The 17,240-nt window shown below is 61.4% G+C and carries 18 protein-coding genes; 8 read left to right on the top strand and 10 right to left on the bottom strand.

The window, feature by feature from the left end:
• The first annotated feature begins 8 nt into the window (after positions 1 to 8).
• From flgL to BM275_RS01365, 6 genes are all read left to right on the top strand, one after another.
• Entirely contained in the window at positions 9 to 1,280 is a 1,272-nt protein-coding gene (flgL, locus tag BM275_RS01390) for a flagellar hook-associated protein FlgL (RefSeq protein WP_090519053.1), read from the top strand.
• Positions 1,281 to 1,402: 122 nt separating this feature from the next.
• The gene (locus BM275_RS01385; protein ID WP_090519052.1) at positions 1,403 to 1,714 is read left to right on the top strand and encodes a ComEA family DNA-binding protein; all 312 of its coding nucleotides are present in this window, start codon (positions 1,403 to 1,405) and stop codon (positions 1,712 to 1,714) included.
• Between the two features lie 387 nt (positions 1,715 to 2,101).
• Positions 2,102 to 2,551 (top strand): YkvA family protein, encoded by a 450-nt coding sequence (locus BM275_RS01380; protein ID WP_090519051.1) that lies wholly within the window; start codon positions 2,102 to 2,104, stop codon positions 2,549 to 2,551.
• Positions 2,552 to 2,710: 159 nt separating this feature from the next.
• Positions 2,711 to 3,040 (top strand): helix-turn-helix transcriptional regulator, encoded by a 330-nt coding sequence (locus BM275_RS01375; protein ID WP_090519050.1) that lies wholly within the window; start codon positions 2,711 to 2,713, stop codon positions 3,038 to 3,040.
• Entirely contained in the window at positions 3,037 to 3,405 is a 369-nt protein-coding gene (locus BM275_RS01370) for a hypothetical protein (RefSeq protein WP_003301276.1), read from the top strand. Before BM275_RS01375 ends, BM275_RS01370 begins: the two co-directional genes overlap by 4 nt.
• On the top strand, positions 3,405 to 3,872 hold the full coding sequence (locus BM275_RS01365; RefSeq protein ID WP_003301275.1) for an SEL1-like repeat protein: 468 nt from the start codon (positions 3,405 to 3,407) through the stop codon (positions 3,870 to 3,872). Before BM275_RS01370 ends, BM275_RS01365 begins: the two co-directional genes overlap by 1 nt.
• Here the strand turns inward: BM275_RS01365 and BM275_RS01360 are convergent.
• Positions 3,839 to 5,635 (bottom strand): bifunctional diguanylate cyclase/phosphodiesterase, encoded by a 1,797-nt coding sequence (locus BM275_RS01360; protein ID WP_090519049.1) that lies wholly within the window; start codon positions 5,633 to 5,635, stop codon positions 3,839 to 3,841. The genes BM275_RS01365 and BM275_RS01360 overlap by 34 nt on opposite strands.
• 99 nt (positions 5,636 to 5,734) lie before the next feature.
• Positions 5,735 to 7,819, bottom strand: coding sequence for a carboxy terminal-processing peptidase (locus BM275_RS01355; RefSeq protein ID WP_090519048.1), 2,085 nt, complete (start codon positions 7,817 to 7,819; stop codon positions 5,735 to 5,737).
• Between the two features lie 174 nt (positions 7,820 to 7,993).
• On the opposite strand from BM275_RS01355, the gene BM275_RS01350 reads away from it, so the two are divergent.
• Positions 7,994 to 8,956: an NAD(P)H-quinone oxidoreductase gene (locus BM275_RS01350; RefSeq protein WP_090519047.1), complete on the top strand. Its 963-nt coding sequence runs from the start codon at positions 7,994 to 7,996 to the stop codon at positions 8,954 to 8,956.
• Positions 8,957 to 9,047: 91 nt separating this feature from the next.
• Here the strand turns inward: BM275_RS01350 and BM275_RS01345 are convergent, their stop codons facing one another.
• The 5 genes from BM275_RS01345 to minC all read right to left on the bottom strand — a co-directional run bounded on the left by BM275_RS01345 (position 9,048) and on the right by minC (position 13,027).
• Positions 9,048 to 10,337 (bottom strand): M18 family aminopeptidase, encoded by a 1,290-nt coding sequence (locus tag BM275_RS01345; RefSeq protein WP_090519046.1) that lies wholly within the window; start codon positions 10,335 to 10,337, stop codon positions 9,048 to 9,050.
• Between the two features lie 101 nt (positions 10,338 to 10,438).
• Positions 10,439 to 11,074, bottom strand: coding sequence for an RluA family pseudouridine synthase (locus BM275_RS01340; RefSeq protein ID WP_090519045.1), 636 nt, complete (start codon positions 11,072 to 11,074; stop codon positions 10,439 to 10,441).
• 61 nt (positions 11,075 to 11,135) lie between these two features.
• On the bottom strand, positions 11,136 to 11,393 hold the full coding sequence (minE, locus tag BM275_RS01335) for a cell division topological specificity factor MinE (protein ID WP_003301267.1): 258 nt from the start codon (positions 11,391 to 11,393) through the stop codon (positions 11,136 to 11,138).
• Positions 11,390 to 12,205 carry a septum site-determining protein MinD gene (minD, locus tag BM275_RS01330; RefSeq protein WP_003301265.1) on the bottom strand — a complete coding sequence of 272 codons (816 nt, stop codon included), beginning with the start codon at positions 12,203 to 12,205 and terminating at the stop codon, positions 11,390 to 11,392. The genes minE and minD overlap by 4 nt, the downstream gene beginning before the upstream one ends.
• A gap of 96 nt (positions 12,206 to 12,301) precedes the next feature.
• On the bottom strand, positions 12,302 to 13,027 hold the full coding sequence (minC, locus tag BM275_RS01325; RefSeq protein WP_090519044.1) for a septum site-determining protein MinC: 726 nt from the start codon (positions 13,025 to 13,027) through the stop codon (positions 12,302 to 12,304).
• A gap of 158 nt (positions 13,028 to 13,185) precedes the next feature.
• Between minC and BM275_RS01320 the strand changes: the two genes are divergently transcribed.
• Positions 13,186 to 14,133, top strand: coding sequence for a lipid A biosynthesis lauroyl acyltransferase (locus tag BM275_RS01320; RefSeq protein ID WP_090519043.1), 948 nt, complete (start codon positions 13,186 to 13,188; stop codon positions 14,131 to 14,133).
• A gap of 51 nt (positions 14,134 to 14,184) precedes the next feature.
• Here the strand turns inward: BM275_RS01320 and BM275_RS01315 are convergent, their stop codons facing one another.
• From BM275_RS01315 to BM275_RS01305, 3 genes are all read right to left on the bottom strand, one after another.
• Positions 14,185 to 15,027 (bottom strand): pirin family protein, encoded by an 843-nt coding sequence (locus tag BM275_RS01315; protein ID WP_045666931.1) that lies wholly within the window; start codon positions 15,025 to 15,027, stop codon positions 14,185 to 14,187.
• Positions 15,028 to 15,121: 94 nt separating this feature from the next.
• Positions 15,122 to 15,877, bottom strand: coding sequence for an MlaA family lipoprotein (locus BM275_RS01310; protein WP_090519042.1), 756 nt, complete (start codon positions 15,875 to 15,877; stop codon positions 15,122 to 15,124).
• Positions 15,878 to 15,881: 4 nt separating this feature from the next.
• Entirely contained in the window at positions 15,882 to 17,174 is a 1,293-nt protein-coding gene (locus BM275_RS01305; protein WP_044315883.1) for an alpha/beta fold hydrolase family protein, read from the bottom strand.
• Positions 17,175 to 17,240: the final 66 nt, after the last annotated feature.

Genomic DNA, 17,240 nt, shown 5'->3' with positions numbered 1-17,240 from the left:
GTCGCCTTATGCGCATTTCCACCCTGCAAGCATTCAATAACGGCGTCGCCGGACTGCAGCGCAACTACGCCAATGCGACTCGCACTCAGGAGCAGATCAGTACCGGCAATCGCATTCTTACGCCAGCTGACGACCCGGTTGCGTCGGTGCGTTTGCTCCAGCTGGACCAGCAGCAGAACGTGCTGAGTCAGTACAACGCCAACCTGACTGCGGCGAAGAACAGCCTTACTCAGGAGGAGGTGACGCTCAACTCGGTTAATACCGTTCTGCAGCGAGTGCGAGAGCTTGCTGTACAGGCGGGTAATGGCGGCCTGAGTGCGGAAGATCGGAAGTCGATTGCAGCCGAGCTGACTGAACGCGAGGACGAGCTGCTGTCATTGATGAACACCCGCAATGCCCGCGGCGAGTACTTGTTCTCTGGCTTTCAGGGTAAGACTCAGCCTTTCGTGCGCACTGGAGATGGCAGCTACAGTTATCAAGGGGACGAGGGGCAGCGCAAGTTGCAGATAGCCAGTTCGCTGAATATCCCGATAAGTGACAGTGGCAAGTCCATTTTCGAGAGCGTCACCAATGCAGGCCGCTTGTCGGCTGGTCCAGTGGTTGATGCGACAGGCACAAGCACGCTTTCGGTTTCGGCACCGCTGGTAAGTGACGAGGTGGCGTTCTCCAGCGGCATTCAAGGCTTTCCGGAGGAAGGGATCGAACTTGAGTTCCAGTCGGACGGGACTTACGCGATCTATCAACTACCCAGGGCAGTAGCGCCTGCCACGGAAACTGCTCTGGCCACTGATATGAAGATGGACAGCGATCCGGACAAGAGCGACAAGTTGGTATTCCGAGGCGTTACGGTGCATCTGGACGGGGCTCCGGTTGGCGGTGAAACCATCAGGGTCATTCCGGACGCCAGCTCTGGTGAAATCAAGGAGAAGCAGGGAATCCTCAATACTATCGCAAGCCTTCGATCATCTCTGGAAGATCCAACCACGAGCAATAGTGGTGTTCGCGATGCAGTCGCTGTGGCATTGACCAATATCGACCACGGCATGATCAGCGTCGACGCCGCTCGCGGCAACATCGGCGCGCGTCTGAACGTGATCGAAACAACGCAGATCGACAACGAGGACGTGGCTCTGGTTAACAAATCGGTCCAGGCCGAGCTGCGTGAGCTGGACTACGCAGAGGCGCTGTCCCGGCTGTCGTTCCAGACCGTCATCCTTGAGGCTACGCAGCAGAGCTATGTAAAGATCAGCGGCCTGAATCTGTTCAACGCCATGCGCTGAGCTTGACGAGGTTCGCAAATATGCAACCTCGTTTTTGACATCAGCTGGCAGGCGACTAGATTGGCTGACGCGGAGCAGGAAGTCCCGCGAACGAATACTTTGGTTTTCATAAGGACGTGATTATGCGTAAAGCTATTCTTGCCGCTGCGGCATTCGCCGTACTCTCCGGCTTTTCTGTCGGTGGCTATGCCGCCACTCAGGCACAACCTGCGCCGACACCTGTGGCTGTCGCCCCGGCCCCAGTGAACCTCAATGCTGCCGATGCTGAGACGCTTTCCCGTGAGCTGAGAGGCATCGGTGAAACCAAGGCAAAAGCGATCATCGCTTATCGGGAAGAGCATGGCCCGTTCAGCTCGGTAGATGAGCTGCTCGAGGTAAACGGCATCGGCTCGGCGACCCTCGACAAGATTCGTGGGCAGCTCAGCATTCAGTAAGGTATTGAGAGGTCGATCGCAATGATCGACCTCTTTTTTGATTTTCACGTGGGACGTTCTTCCCTCAACGCCTAGCCCCCGGTAGTTCGAACGCCCTGTGTCGTCGTCAGTCAAAGTGCTTGTAAAGGCATTGACAATCCGCGGTTATGCACATTCGGAATAGATCGCGGCGTGTCCTACAGGCATGTTTCAATACAATTTCAGCGTGATCGTAACCTATTGATTCTTAAGGCCTTAAGCGGCTGGATAAAAAAACACCGATCTGTTGGGCGGCCCTGTAAACAGGGCCTTAGCGGCAACCATCCATAAACTGTTCACAAGGTTATCCACAGCTTCGGTGGATAACATTCTCGAGGTCAGGGATGACGCAGGCTGGAGGCAACCCAGATGAAGGCTCCCTGGAATTTCATCCGATATTTTCCGCTCGCGCAGCGTCTGATCAAACGCGGAAAGATCCCCACGTTACTCTTTGCGGTGGCTCGCAAATCCTCTTCGAAAAGAGGGCTGTTCAAAGGATTGCGAGAAGATCTGGCACTTTTACAGGCGCTTTGCGTAGCTTGGTGGCGTGGCGAGTACCGGGCCATCAGTCCTAATGCATTGATTGCTGTGGTGGCCGGCTTCCTCTACTTCCTGTCGCCAATCGACGCCATCCCGGATTGGCTGCCTGGTCTTGGGTTCGTCGACGATCTGGCTGTGCTGGGCTGGGTAATGCGCAAGTGGTCTGGTGAGTTGGAGGCGTTCAAGGTCTGGAGGCAGGCCCAGACTGCGGATCGGCAGGCATCGCTTCAACGCTTGCCTGCGTTGGACGAACCGAAGGCCGGCGGCCAGCCGAGCTGATAGCAGCGGCGTGTGTAGCGCCGCCGTTTGTCGGTGCCGGATGAGCATTTGCGGTCTCTATCCCGATTCACTAACGCATGCGGCAGGTTGGTAGCTTCAAGGAGCGGCAAGGGCTGTTAAGATTCCGCATCTGATCGAAGACGCCTGGGGAAAATACGGATGAATGTACAGGTCATCATGCGTGACGGCTCGCCGGAATACGCCGTACTGCCGTGGGACGAGTACCAGGCGCTTTTGAATGCGGTCGGTGTCAAATCGGCCGTTGACACTGATGTCGCACCCAGTGGCGCTCAGTCACGTCCGTCCCTGGTCGAGCTGAGCGCTCTGCGTGAGGCCAAGGGGCTTTCACAAGAGGCGTTGGCGCGCGCTGTGGGGATCAGTCCAGCCTACCTGGGGCTGATCGAGGCGGGAGAGCGCGAACCCGATGCTGCGATTCGTCGAGCACTGGCACGTGCGTTGGAAATTGCCGGCTGGGAGGGCGACGCTTGACGTCAGTATCCATCAGCCGGCACCACTGGCAGGCGCTGCTTGCCGAACTGGATGCCGCTCGCCGGCAGAGACATCTGGTGACCTACCGTGCGCTGGTCGAGCGGCTCCAGTTGCCCACACCCGCCATGCGAACCCTTACCGCCGCGCTGGAGCACCTCGCTGCGCTGGACGCCCGCTCGGAGCGCCCGTTGCGCAGCGCACTGGTCATCAGTCAGGGTGCTAGCCGTTTGCCCCGAACGGGCTTTTTCGAGTGTGCTGCGCGGTTGGGACGCTTCTCGGGGCCGGCGGACGGTGCCGCCGCTGCATCCTGGCATGCGGGAGAAGTGGCGCGCGTTTTCGAGTTCGTTTATTCGGAGGAGCTCTGATGCTGGGCAGGCTGCGTGCAAGGCTCGGTTATTTAACTGCCCGCAAATTGATGACGTCGCACTACGCGGTTCAGCAGCCGAAGATCTGGCGTTGGATGGAAGGGCAATTCGCGCGGATGGCGGCGCTGGGCGACGTGTCGGCGCAGAGTTTCTACGGTCATATCCTGTATTTCCGCGGGCGCGGCTATGGTGCCAAGCTGGAAGGCGTTCGCCTTCTAAGGCTGGCGGCCAAGGCGGGAGATGTGAAAGCGGCATATCAGATGGGCGTCATCAGCCTCAGCGAAGATGCCTCCCACGGCCCGGATGGCAGTGAGGCGGCGCGCTGGTGGTCCCAGGCGGCCGAGGCAGGGCATCCACTGGCGGCGGTTCGCCTCGAGCAACTGTATCGTGCCGGCGGCCACGGCCTGGCCGCAGACCCCCAGCAGGCAGATCGTTACAAGGCGAAGGCGGAGCAACTGGGGTTGTAGGCATCCTGCGTTGGCTGCCCTGCATCGATCAGGTGGAAGCTCGGGCCGTTCACCTGTTTGGCAAAGCGCTTGGCCTCCGAAGCAAGGGCGGCGAGCCTGCCTGCATCCAGGCGGTCAGTGTGCTCCGGGTGCACGCTGACGATCCCGATCGAGAGTGACAGCAGGGCATAGCGCTGTTTACGCCCGTCACGGCTGGTGGAAATAAAGCAGCCGGCCGCGAGGTGTTCTGGCTGGTAGAAGGCGCTGCTGCGAAGCGCGAAGGCGCTGTGCAAGTCGGCAATGCGCTGCTCCCAGTCGTGACCGCTCAGCACCAGCATGAAATCATCCCCGCCAATATGGCCGACGAAATCCATCTGTGGGTCGACGCGGTCGTTCAGACATTGGGCTAGGCACAGCAGCACTTCATCGCCTTTGGCGTAGCCATACAGATCGTTGAAAGGTTTGAAGTTGTCGATGTCGACGTAACAGACCATCGCCCTACGTCGCTGTAGCAGCAGGCGGGTCAGGCACTGCTGGATAGGTACGTTGCCCGGCAACAGTGTCAGGGGATTGGCGTGGCGCGCCTGCTGAATCTTCAGTTCGGTTATCAACCTCAGAACATCGATGACGCGGCCCAGACCGAGGTATTGACCTGCCTGTGTGATGACGAAGTCTTCCTCGATTCTTTGGCGCGCCCGGCTGGTGAGCAAGCGGCTAACCTGTTGCAACGACTGGTCGAGCTCGACGGCGAGGAAATCCGTGCTCATCAGGCGGCTAAGCGGTTTGCGTGCCAGCAGATCGGTGGCGTAGGGCTTGAGCAGCGCGTCGGAAATGAGATTACGGTGAAGTATGCCGACCGGCCTGGCGTCAACGTCCAAAACGGCGATCGAGTTCAGGGCCGGCTGCAGTCGAAACGCCTCGAGCATTTCAGCGACCGGACGTTCTGCGGCCATGGCGGGTTGTCTGATAAGCAGTCCGGACAGGTTGCCGGACTCCTCGCCCAGGACCGCCTGCTGGGCCTCCGGGGGTGGCAGGACCTCGTCGATGTCCTGGGCAGGCAACTCCAGCGGACGTCCAAGCAGATAGCCCTGCACCAGATCGATACCCATGCCGGCCAGCACCGCCAGTTCCTCGTGCAGTTCGATACCTTCGGCGATGACGTGGGCACGCGATGCGCGGGCGATCTTCAGGATGGATTCTACGAACTCGCGCTTCACGGGGTCGAGATGGATGCCGTCGATGAAATAGCGGTCGATCTTCACATAGTCCGGTCGCAGCTCGGACCACAGGCGCAAACTCGAATATCCGGCACCAAGGTCGTCGAGCGCTATGCTGAAGCCCATCGAGCGATAGTGATGAAGCGCCTTGTCCAGCAGCTCGAGATCGTCGGCCGGTGCCTGCTCGGTCAGCTCGATGACCACGTTGTCCGCGGAAATCCCATAGGTGTGCAGCAGCTCGAGTGTGCGCCCGGGCTTGTGGGTCGCGTCAAGTAGCGTTTCCGGTGAGGCGTTGAGAAAGAGCTTGCCGCGTAGCGCCCCCTGGCTGTAACGCCGGCACGCTGTTTCGCGGCAGGTCATCTCCAGTTCGTTAAGCCGGCCGGCGTGGCGTGCTGTGGCGAGCAAATTGATCGGGGAGTGCAGCGGGCCGTTGGATGGTCCACGGCTGAGTGCTTCATAACCGAGAATGCGTCGCTCCGAAAGCGAGACGATGGGTTGGAACAGGGTGGTGATGTCGCCGTGAGCAAGGATATGTCCCAGCGTGCTCAACTGCTCGGTGACTGTCATGGAGGTCTCTGGGTGTGAAAAGAAAAGGGCCGCAACGCAGCCCTTTCATTTCACGATGTCGTGATGTCAATTTGATGACATCGCGGCGTTCCACTCGATTCAGTGCTTGGCCATCGCCGAGCTGAGACCGAGGTAATCGAGCAGAATGCGCCCGCTCTCGGAGAGGTAGGCATCATCCTCCGGCTTTGGTTTGTCCGCTTCCGCGTGAGGCGTGTTTTCGTCTTCCTTCTCCAGCTTTGCCAGTGGCTCCTCACCTTTGGCCAGGCGCAATGCATTCTCCAAGGCCAGCTGACGCTTCTCGATATCGGCCTGTTGTGCACGCCGCTTTTCTTCATTGAGGCTGACGGTGGTTTCGTGCATCAGCTCCTGGGCAAGCGCCAGACGATCGCGGGTGAAGACGAAGTCCGGGTTCTCGCCGGTGCGTGCTTCGTGGCGTGCCTTCAGCTCGGCGAGGAACGGCTTGAACGGGTTCATGTCCGGATTGATCGCCGCGCGGATGCTGTCCCAAGGCAGCGCTTCCGGCAGCGCACTCTCACCGATTTCCTTGGTGTCGACATCGGCAGGGTAGCTGATGTCGGGAATCACACCCTGATGTTGAGTGCTCTGCCCGGATACGCGGTAAAACTTGGCCAGGGTCAGTTTCAGCTCACCATGGTTGAGAGGCTGGATTGTCTGCACGGTGCCCTTGCCGAAGGTCTGGCCACCGAGGATTAAGGCCCGGTGATAGTCCTGCATCGCGCCGGCGAAGATCTCCGAGGCCGATGCAGAAAGACGGTTGACGAGGACGGCCAGCGGCCCCTTGTACAGCGCGCCGGTCTGTTCATCGGCAAGCACGTCTACGCGGCCATCGCTGTTGCGTACCAGCACAGTCGGCCCCTGATCGATGAACAGGCCGGTGAGCTCGGTGGCCTCTTGCAGTGAGCCGCCGCCGTTGTTGCGCAGGTCGATGACCACGCCGTCGACTTTCTCTGCTTCCAGTTCGGAGAGCAGCTTTTTGACGTCACGCGTGGTGCTCTTGTAGTTCTGGTCCCCGGCGCGCAGTGCCTTGAAGTCCAGATAGAACGCTGGAATCTCGATCACACCGAGCTTGAAGTTCTGCCCCTGGTGTTCCAGGTTCAACACCGACTTCTTCGCTGCCTGCTCCTCGAGCTTCACCGCTTCGCGGGTAATGGCGACGACCTTGCTGCTTTGGTCATTCGGCGCATTGCTCGCCGGGATGACTTCAAGGCGTACGACCGAACCCTTCGGGCCGCGGATGAGCTTGACCACCTCATCCAGGCGCCAGCCGATGACGTCGACCATCTCATCGTTGGCCTGGCCGACGCCGACAATCTTGTCCGCTGGCGCCAGCTGCTTGCTCTTCTCCGCCGGGCCTGCCGGCACCAGGCGTACGATCTTCACGTGCTCGTTGTCACTCTGCAGCACCGCGCCGATGCCCTCGAGCGACAGGCTCATGTTGATGTCGAAATTCTCCGCGCTGTCCGGCGACAGGTATTGGGTGTGCGGATCGTAGGTCTGCGCGAAGGCGTTGATATAGGTCTGGAAAACGTCCTCGCCACGGGTCTGGTTCAGGCGCGATAGCTGATTCTTGTAGCGTTTGGTCAGCAGTTCCTCGATGGCCTTCGGCTCCTTGCCGGCGATCTTCAGACGCAATACCTCGTCCTTTACCCGCTTGCGCCACAGGTCATCGAGCTCTGCGCTGTCCTTGGCCCAGGCGGCCTTCTCACGGTCGACCAGCAGCTCCTCGTCGACGCTGAAGTCGAAGCTGTCGACGCCCTTGTCGAGCAGGCTCAGGGCGTAGTTCAACCGGTTCTGCAAGCGCTCGAGATGACGGGAGTAGATGATGAAACCGGGTTCGAGATTGCCGCCCTTGAGGAAGTCGTCGAACTGGTTGCGCCACTTGCCGAACTCTTCGAGGTCGGATGCCAGGAAATAGCTGCGCGAGGGATCGAGCATCTGGATGTAGCTGTCGAAGATCTTTGCCGAACGCGCGTCGTTAAGCGGCGGCTTGTTGTAGTGATGGCGCTTGAGCAGTTCGACGACATTCAGGCTGGCTATGACCTGGTCACGATCGGGTTGCAGGTAGTCCCAGTTCTCCGGCGTGCTGACGGCTTTGGCCATCGCCAGGGAAGCGTGAAGGCCGAAAAGGACGGCGAGAACGGTGCAGGTCAGCGTACGTTTCATGGCTGGGGGGCGACGTAAGGCTAGGGAATAACGCATATTAGGCCATCTAAAGTAGGCGCCGGTTCGGTTTTCCGTCCGGCGGTGGAAAGCACAAGCCCGATGGTTGAGGTGGTCAAAGAAGGCCAGCGAGCGATCAGTTGGGTGGGCATAGATAGGAACCACTATGGAGGCAGCATGAAGGCATTGCAAGGTATCGAGGGGCATCTGGAGTGGGCCGAGCGACCGGCTCCGGCGTGCGGCGATGGCGAAATCCGTATCCGTGTGGCTGCTGCCGGGCTCAACCGTGCGGACCTGCTGCAGCGAGGCGGACACTATCCGCCGCCGGCAGGTGTCACCGACATCCTGGGGCTGGAATGCGCAGGGGTGGTCGCCGAGGTCGGTGGGCGCAGCCGCTGGAAGGTGGGTGATCGCGTGTGCACGCTGCTGGCTGGCGGTGGTATGGCCGAGGAGGTGGTGGTCGATGCCCGTCATGCGCTGCCGGTTCCCGAGGGCATGTCGCTGCATGAAGCTGCGGTGATCCCGGAGGTATATGCCACGGCCTGGCTCAACCTCTATCGCCTGGGCGCTTTACTGGCCGGCGACAAGGTGCTGCTGCACGCTGGCGCCAGTGGTGTCGGCTCGGCGGCGATCCAGCTGTGCAAGGCGTTTGGCAATCCCTGCTGGGTCAGCGTCGGCTCGGCCGAGCGGCTGGCCTATTGCGAATCGCTCGGTGCTCAGGGTGGTGTGCTGCGTGGTGACTCGCTCGAAGCGCTACGCGATTTTGGTCCGTTCGACATGATCCTCGACCCGGTCGGTGCCAAGTACGCCGCATTGAATATGCAGCTGCTGGCGATGGATGGGCGTTGGGTGATGATCGGCTTGATGGGCGGACGCAAGGCCGAGATGGATCTGGCTGGTTTGCTGGCCAAGCGCATCCAGTTGATCGGCTCGACCCTGCGCAGCCGCGACGCCGATTACAAGGCCGGGCTGCTGGCGGAAATGGAAGAGAAGGTCTGGCCGCTGTTCGCCCAGGGCAAGCTTTCGCCGCGTCTGGAGCGAACCTTTGCCATCGGTGATGTGGAGGCTGCATTCGAAACGCTGGCCAGCAACACCGTGTCCGGCAAGGTGGCCCTGGTGATCGATAGCGCGCTTTCCTGATCCGCATCGGCCTGATGTGGACGGAGCCAGATTTCGCTTTGCCTTGATGGATCGAGCAGGTTTGCAGTGCTGCAGACCTGCCCGGTGCGGTTCAAGGCAACTGGCTGCTGGCGTAGAACGCGGTCAGTACCTTGACCAGATGCGCCAGGTCCTGACTACCGGCAAGCTCGCGGATCGAGTGCATGGCGAAGGTCGGCAGGCCGATGTCGACGGTACGCACACCTAGCTGACTGGCCGTGATCGGGCCGATCGTGGAGCCGCAACCCATGTCGCTGCGGGTGACGAAACTCTGCACCGGCACTTCGTTTTCCAGGCAGAGATGGCGGAAAAAGCCGGCAGTTTCGCTGCTGGTGGCGTAGCGCTGGTTGTTGTTCACCTTGATCACTGGACCAGCGTTGAGCTTCGGCCCGTGATTGCCGTCGTGCTTGTCGGCGTAGTTCGGGTGCACCGCGTGGGCATTGTCGGCGGAAATCAGCAGGGAATGGCTTATGGCGCGCTGGAAGTCATCCTCATCCGGCAGCACGCGACGCAAGACCTGCTCCAGGAACGGGCCATCCGCGCCGCACAGCGAGGTCGAGCCGACTTCCTCGTGATCGGTGCAGACCAGCACGCAGGTGTGCTCGGGTTCGGCGTTCAGCAAGGCCTGCAAGCCCGCAAAGCACGAGAGCAGATTGTCCAGACGGGCGCCAGCGATGAAGTCACCGTGCAGGCCGATGACCGCGGCGCTCTGGGTGTCGTAGAAGCTCAGTTCGAAGTCCAGCACCACGTCGGCGACCAGCCCATGTTCACGGCCGAGCTGATCGGCGAGGAGTGCGCGGAAGTCTGGGCTTTCCTGGCTGGCGATCTGGGCCAGAATCGGCGGTAGCTCGTTCTGCGCGTTGATGGCCCAGCCCTGATTGGCTTCCCGATTGAGGTGAATCGCCAGGTTCGGAATCGTCGCGATCGGAACCTTGAAGTCGATCAGCTGGCTTTCGATGCGGCCATCACGGCTGTAGGTGACACGGCCGGCCAGCGACAGATCGCGGTCGAACCAAGGAGCGAGCAGGGCGCCGCCATACACCTCGACCCCCAGCTGCCAGAAGCCCTGGCGCTGCAGCTCGGGCTGCGGCTTGACCCGTAGGCACGGGCTGTCGGTATGGGCGCCAACCAAGCGCAGCCCGTGTTCGACGAGCGCCTTGCTGCCCAGCTGGAAGGCGATGATGGCCGAGTCGTTGCGGGTGACGTAATAACGCCCGCCCGCCTCGGTATGCCAGACCTCGCGCTCGTCCAGCGCACGGTAGCCGGCGGCCTGTAGCCCCTGGGTGAGATTCTGGGTGGCATGGAACGGGGTAGGGGACGCCTGCAGATATTCGATCAGGCCTTGGTTGAGAGCTTTGCGCATTTCGGACTCCGGACTGCAAGGTCACGAAGTCTATAGCATTCGACACCTGGTAATAAGCGCACCGGCACCGCCTGCATTTAGTAAGTGCGCGCTTGTCGTCATCAGAACGGTGCCGGGCACTCGAAGCGCAGGCGCTCGCCGGTTTGCGGGTGGGTCAGGGTGAGCATACTGGCGTGCAGACACAGGCGCTCATGGGCTTGCAGGGCTTGCTCGTGGGCATACAGGCGATCGCCGAGCAGCGGATGCCCGATCGACAGCATATGGACTCGCAGCTGGTGGGAGCGGCCGGTGATGGGGGTCAGCTCGACGCGGCTGTAGTCGCCGTAGCGTTCAAGCACGCGCCAGAAGGTCAGTGCGTGCTTGCCCAGCTCGTGGTCGACAACGTGGCGCGGCTTGGTCGGCGGATCGTAGCGCAGCGGCAGGTCAATGCTGCCGCTGTCCTGTTCGGGCTGGCCCCAGCACAGCGCGGTATAGGCCTTTTCCGTTTCACGATCATGGAACTGACGGGACAGCTCACGGTGCGTATCGGCATCGCGGGCGAGCACGATTAGTCCGGAGGTTTCCCAATCAAGGCGATGCACGATGCGCGCTTCGGGATAGCCGTTTTCCTGCAGGCGGGTCACCAGGCAGTCACGGTTGTCTTCGGCGCGGCCCGGTACGGAAAGCAGCAGGGTCGGCTTGTTGATGACCAGCAGGGCGGCGTCCTGATGGACGATCTCGATAGCGCTTAGAGGCATTCGCTTTTCCACAAACGAAGACGGCGACCCGTGGGCCGCCGTTTCTGTACGCCGGTTTCGCTCAGCGATCCGGCAGGGTGATATTGAGTTCGAGAATCGAGCAGCTGCCCTGGTCCTCGAGTGCAACCTGGACCTGATCGCTGTCGATGTTGACGTACTTGCGGATCACCTCGACCAGCTCTTTTTGCAGGGCCGGCAGGTAGTCCGGCTCGGTGCGCTGGCCACGCTCGTGGGCGACGATGATCTGCAGACGCTCCTTGGCGATCGCGGCTGGGGTTTCCTTCTTCTTGCGTTCACGGAAGAAGTCGAAAAGGTTCATTCGCGGCCTCCGAAAAGTCGTTGCAGGAAGCCAGGCTTCTTGACGTCGAGGAAGCGGTGCGCGACTTCCTTGCCGAGCAGACGGTCCACGGCGTCGCTGTACGCCTGGCCGGCATCGCTCTGGTCGTCGAGAATCACCGGGATACCCTGGTTGGAAGCCTTGAGTACGGCCTGCGACTCGGGAATCACGCCCAGCAGGCGGATGGAGAGGATTTCCTCGACGTCTTCGACGCCGAGCATTTCGCCCTTGGTGACACGCTCGGGGTTGTAGCGGGTCAGCAGAAGATGTTCCCGAATCGGCTCTTCACCGTTCTCGGCGCGACGCGATTTGCTCGCCAGCAGACCGAGCATGCGGTCGGAGTCGCGAACCGAAGAGACTTCCGGGTTGGTGACGACGATGGCTTCGTCGGCGAAGTACATCGCCAGGTGCGCGCCCTTCTCGATACCGGCCGGGGAGTCGCAGATGACGTATTCGAAATTCTTGCCCAGCTCGTCGATGACCTTGCCAACGCCTTCCTGGGTCAGCGCGTCTTTGTCGCGTGTCTGGCTGGCGGCCAGCACGTAGAGGTTCTCGAGACGCTTGTCCTTGATCAGGGCCTGGGTCAGGGTTGCGTCGCCATTGATTACGTTGACGAAGTCGTAAACCACCCGGCGTTCGCAGCCCATGATCAAGTCGAGGTTCCGCAGACCGACGTCGAAGTCGACGATGACAGTCTTGTGGCCGCGCAGAGCGAGGCCGGTACCGATGGCGGCGCTGGTGGTGGTTTTACCAACGCCACCTTTGCCGGAAGTGACTACGATGATCTTGGCCAAGGTGATTCACCCTAAATATTTAAAAAATCGGGACCTTTCGCCGATTTCAGCGTCAGGATTGCCCGTTTGGTCCTTGAAAATTCGCGGCAGTATCCGTTAAAGGCGGGTGATGTTCAACACGTCGCCAGAGAGGCTGATCTGTACCGCTTCAGCCCAGAGAGGATCGCGTCGCAGGTCCTCGGCTACCTTGTACTGGCCGGCGATGGAGACCATTTCAGCGGTGAGTTGCTGACAGAAGATCCGCGCCGAAGTGTCGCCTTTGATACCCGCCAAGGCGCGACCTCGAAGCGGACCGTAGACATGGATGTTGCCATCGGCGAGAAGTTCCGCACCGGGGCTCACGGGAGCGAGAACGATGAGGTCGCCGCCTTGCGCGTAGACCTGCTGGCCGCCGCGGATGGGGGTGGTCACGACGCGGGTCGGGCGATAGACCGGCTCGGCTGGTTTGGCCGGGGTTTTCGAGCTCAGGTCGACCTGCCGCTCACGAGCACCGGAAGGCGGCAGCACCGGCAGATCGAGCACCGCGGCCGCCTCGAGGTGGGACGGTTCGCTGGTGCGCAGGGCCAGGGTACGCAGACGATGCTTGCGGCACAGGCTGACCAGCGCAGCGATATCGATCTCGCGAGCCGCCTCCGGCAGCTTGTCCAAGGCCAGGACCAGCGGGGTGTTATTGAAGAAGTCCGGCGCCTGCTCGACCTTGGCCGCGAGTTGCTCGTCGAGACGCTCGATGTCGTTGCTGGCGAGTTCCAGCACGGTGATGGCGAGCATGCTGCCCTTGAGCTGGAAGGCTGGGGACTGATCGGTGAGGTCGGCTTGGCTCATGGTCTGTCTGCTGCGGTAAATGGCGAGGACTTATAGCGGGGAGCGCCGCCGCCTGCAACCCGGCAAGGGCCTGCGGAACGATCACTGGTGCGTTGAGGTTCGGTCAATGCGGGCATTTGCCGGTAGAATGCGCCGCTTCATAGGCTGTCGAGCTATTCATGGACCGTCCTCAGTTTCGTGCGTACTTCCTGCACCCGCGCTTCTGGCCGCTGTGGCTGGGCCTGGGCGTGCTGTGGCTGCTGGTCCAGTTGCCATATTCGGTTCTGTTGAAACTGGGGCGCGGGCTTGGCGCACTGATGTTTCGCTTCGCCGGTTCGCGTCGCTACATCGCCCGGCGCAATCTGGAGCTGTGTTTCCCCGAACTGAGTCAGGCGCAACGCGAGCGTCTGTTGCGGGAGAACTTTGCCTCCAACGGCATTGCCTTCTTCGAGATGGCCATGAGCTGGTGGTGGCCGCAGGCACGCCTGCAGCGTCTGGCCAGGATCGATGGGCTCGAGCATCTGCAGCAGGCTCAGGCTGCAGGGCAGGGTGTGATCCTGATGGCGCTGCATTTCACTACGCTGGAGATCGGCGCCGCGCTGCTCGGCCAGCGGCACACCATCGATGGCATGTATCGCGAGCACAAGAATCCGCTTTTCGACTTCGTCCAGCGTCGCGGGCGCGAACGGCACAACCGTGATGCGAGTGCCATCGAGCGCGAGGATGTGCGGGCGATGCTCAAGGTATTGCGCGCGGGGCGCGCCATTTGGTACGCGCCGGACCAGGACTATGGGCGCAAACAGAGCCTGTTCGTACCGCTGTTTGGCGTCCAGGCGGCGACCGTCACCGCCACGACCAAGTTCGCCCGGCTGGGCAGGGCGCGGGTCATACCCTTCACCCAGGAACGCCTGGCGGACGGTTCGGGGTATCGACTGGTGATCCATCCGCCGCTGCAGGACTTCCCGGGTGAAAGTGAAGAGGCGGACTGTCTGCGGATCAACCAGTGGATAGAAGAGGCGGTCAGTGCGGTACCCGAGCAGTACCTCTGGGCGCATCGCCGCTTCAAGACCCGCCCGGTAGGCGAGCCCAGCTTGTATAAAAAGAGGAAGACGCGTTCGGCCGTCTAGTGGACTGCCATTTGCGCCAGGCCTGGCGTCTTCCCGGGCAGATCGTGCAGGTCAGGCCAACGTACCGTCCCGGAAGTCTCGCAGCGCCTGCTCGATCTCCTCGCGGCTGTTCATCACGAATGGCCCGTACTGCACGATCGGCTCACCAAGTGGGCGGCCTGCCAGCAGCATCAGCCGGGCGCCACGTTCGCTGGACAGATTGAGTTCGCCGTCCTGGGACATCTGAACCAACTGGCCTTTGCTCGCCGCCTGCTCACCCACCCGCAGCGTCCCTTCATAGACGTAGAGCAGCAACCGATGGCCATCCGGCACTTGCGGCGAGACGGCACTCTCGGCTGAAAGCTGCAGGTCGAATAGCAGAGGTTCGGTATCGGGCCGCTGCACGATCCCGTGCTGTTCGATATCGCCGGCTTTGAACACGCCGGCGATGACCTTGGCCTGCACGCCGCCCGGCAGGGCGAGTTGCGGTATTTCGGCCGGGGCGAAATCCCGATAGTCCGGATCGCCGAGCTTGGCGTGGGAGGGCAGGTTCAACCATAGCTGGAAGCCGCGCATGGTGCCTTCCTGCTGCTGCGGCATCTCGCTATGGATGACGCCGCGCGCGGCGGTCATCCACTGCACGCCACCGCTCTCCAGCAACCCCACATTGCCCATGTGATCCTCGTGGCGCATGCGTCCTTCGAGCATGTAGGTGATGGTTTCGAAGCCGCGATGTGGGTGGGGCGGGAAGCCGGCAATGTACTCGTCAGGGTCGTTGGAACCGAACTCGTCGAGCATCAGGAACGGATCGAAGCGCTCCGGGGCAGCGCCGCCGAAGACGCGGGTCAGGCTGACGCCGGCGCCATCGGACGTGGCACGGCCGCTGGTGATGGAAAGAATTTCACGCTGGGACATGATCGAATGCCTCTCGGGTTGAATTCGCCAAGAGTAGGTGGGTGGCTTCGATCAATGGGTGCGTAATATCGCTACAAACGATCGATAAAGCGGATTATTCCTCTATCAGCAAATCCCGCGCCCGGCTGTAGACGTAGCGCACCTTCTCGTATTCGAACGGCGAATTGAGCTGACCGTAGCGGAAGCTGGTGACATGCCGCGCATTGACGGCCCGCAGCGCCGTCAGGCTCAACTCGCCTCCGGTGGTTTCGGAATACTGCAGAAACTCCACCTGCCGCTCGACGGCGAAATCGGCCACGCGGCCCGTGGTGTCGCGCAGGTTGGACGGGCCCAGCGCCGGAAGAATTAGGTACGGACCCTGGGGAACGCCCCAATAACCGAGGGTCTGGCCGAAATCTTCGCTCTGACGCGGCAGCCCCATGCGCGTTGCCGGGTCCCAGAGGCCGCCCACACCCAGGATGCTGTTGAACAGGAAACGTGCAGTGGCGTTCGCCGCGCGCTGGCCCTTGAGTTGAGCCAGGCTGTTGAACAGCGTCGGCACTTCGCCGAGGTTGCTGAAGAAATTGCTCACGCCAGTGCGTACCGGCCGCGGCGTGACGTAGCGATAGCCGCGCACCACCGGCAGCATCACCCACTGATCGAGCCGATAGTTGAAGTGGTAGATGCGCCGGTTGACCGACTCGAACGGATCGTAGACGTCCAGTGCCTGGAAGGTGGCGCGCTCGAACTCGCGCTGATCCAGGCCGGGATTGAACTCCAGATTGCGCAGCGGATGGGTGAAACCATCCTCATCCACCTTCGGCGTTTCGGCGAAGGCCAGACCACTGGCCAGAAGCAACGGCAGCAGCATTCCTTTAGCCACGGAAGAACTCCAGCATGTGTTGAGTGTTTACGCGGTAGTTGAGGTTGCCGCAGTGGCCGCCTCGCGGATAAAGGGTCAGGCGATCACCGAAGGTACGACGCAGGAAGCCGAGGTCACCCTCGCCGAGGATCAGGTCGTCGGCGTTGTGCATGACGGCGATCTTCGGACTCTGGCGCAGGTAATCCTCCAGCGCGTACAGGCTGACCTGCTGGATCAGCTGGGTCAGGCTGCCGCCGTCGTACTGGGCGCGCCACATCGGAATCACCTGCTCGGTGATGTAGCAGTCGAAGCTGCACAGCAGTGCGCGCTTGAAGAACGGCTCCAGACGGGTGCCTTCGTTGATCGGATACTCGGGCGGCGTGATCAGGCCGCGACGGTTGATCAGGTCGGAGGTGAAGGTGATATCCGCGGCGGAGAAGCGGAACACCGAACCGATGAGCATCGCCATCTGCTCGTCGCTGAGCTTCAGGTTCGATTGCTGGAAGTCGTAGAGAACGGCCTCGTCGAGGTCGATATAGCCCTTCTGACGGTAATAGCGCGTGAGCTTTTCCAGAATCACTTCGTAGAAGGTGGTGTGGTCGTTAATGCCTTCGACGCGGGTCTGCACCAGCTTGTCCAGGTTGCTGACCGAGGTGTAGAGGTTGACCGGCGGATTCAGCAGCAGCACGCGCTTGAAGTTGAAGCTGCGGCGGGTTTCGTCCAGCTGGCTGACGAACGCGGCATTCAGGGCGCCGAGGCTGTAGCCGGTGAGGTGGTATTCGGTCACGGGCAGCTTGTGGTGCTGCGCGCGAACCGCCTGCATGACCCGGTACAGGTCCTTAGCGTCGTCGCTGCTGATACCCGGCGTTGCATAGCGCGAAGCGGCAGACATGAAGTCATAACTGGTCGGTGACGATAGCTGCACCACATGGTAGCCGGCGCCGTAGAACAGACGCTTCAGGGCTTCGGTCTTGCCTGCCGAATAGCGCGCGCCGGTACCGGAAATGATGAACATGAGTGGCGCGGGGCCGCTTTGCCGAGCGAGCCGATAACGCAGCTTTTTGACCGGCCAGAAGTTGTCCGGCAGGGTGAACTCGCGTTCGGGACGCAGACGCAGGTTGTAGTCGGCCTGGTCGATATCGTCATCGGTCGGCACTTCGGCGCGTAGCTCGATGGGCGTACCGGCGATGGTGGCTTCGAAGGGGTTGGACAGCGGGAAGCCGTACTCCTCGACAGTCAGATCGGCGGCGTGGACAGGCGCAACGACCAGGGCGAGCAGGGCGGTCAGGCGCAACAACAGCTGCATGGTGCTTCTCCGTTAACAGGCCCGGTTGGCCTGTGGCAAGGCAGCGACGGCGTCCCGCGCTACCTG

The sequence above is a fragment of the Stutzerimonas kunmingensis genome (genome assembly GCF_900114065.1).
GTDB lineage: Bacteria > Pseudomonadota > Gammaproteobacteria > Pseudomonadales > Pseudomonadaceae > Stutzerimonas > Stutzerimonas kunmingensis.
Note: the sequence above shows the minus strand (reverse complement) of the source record. Positions and strands in the feature narration are given on the sequence as shown.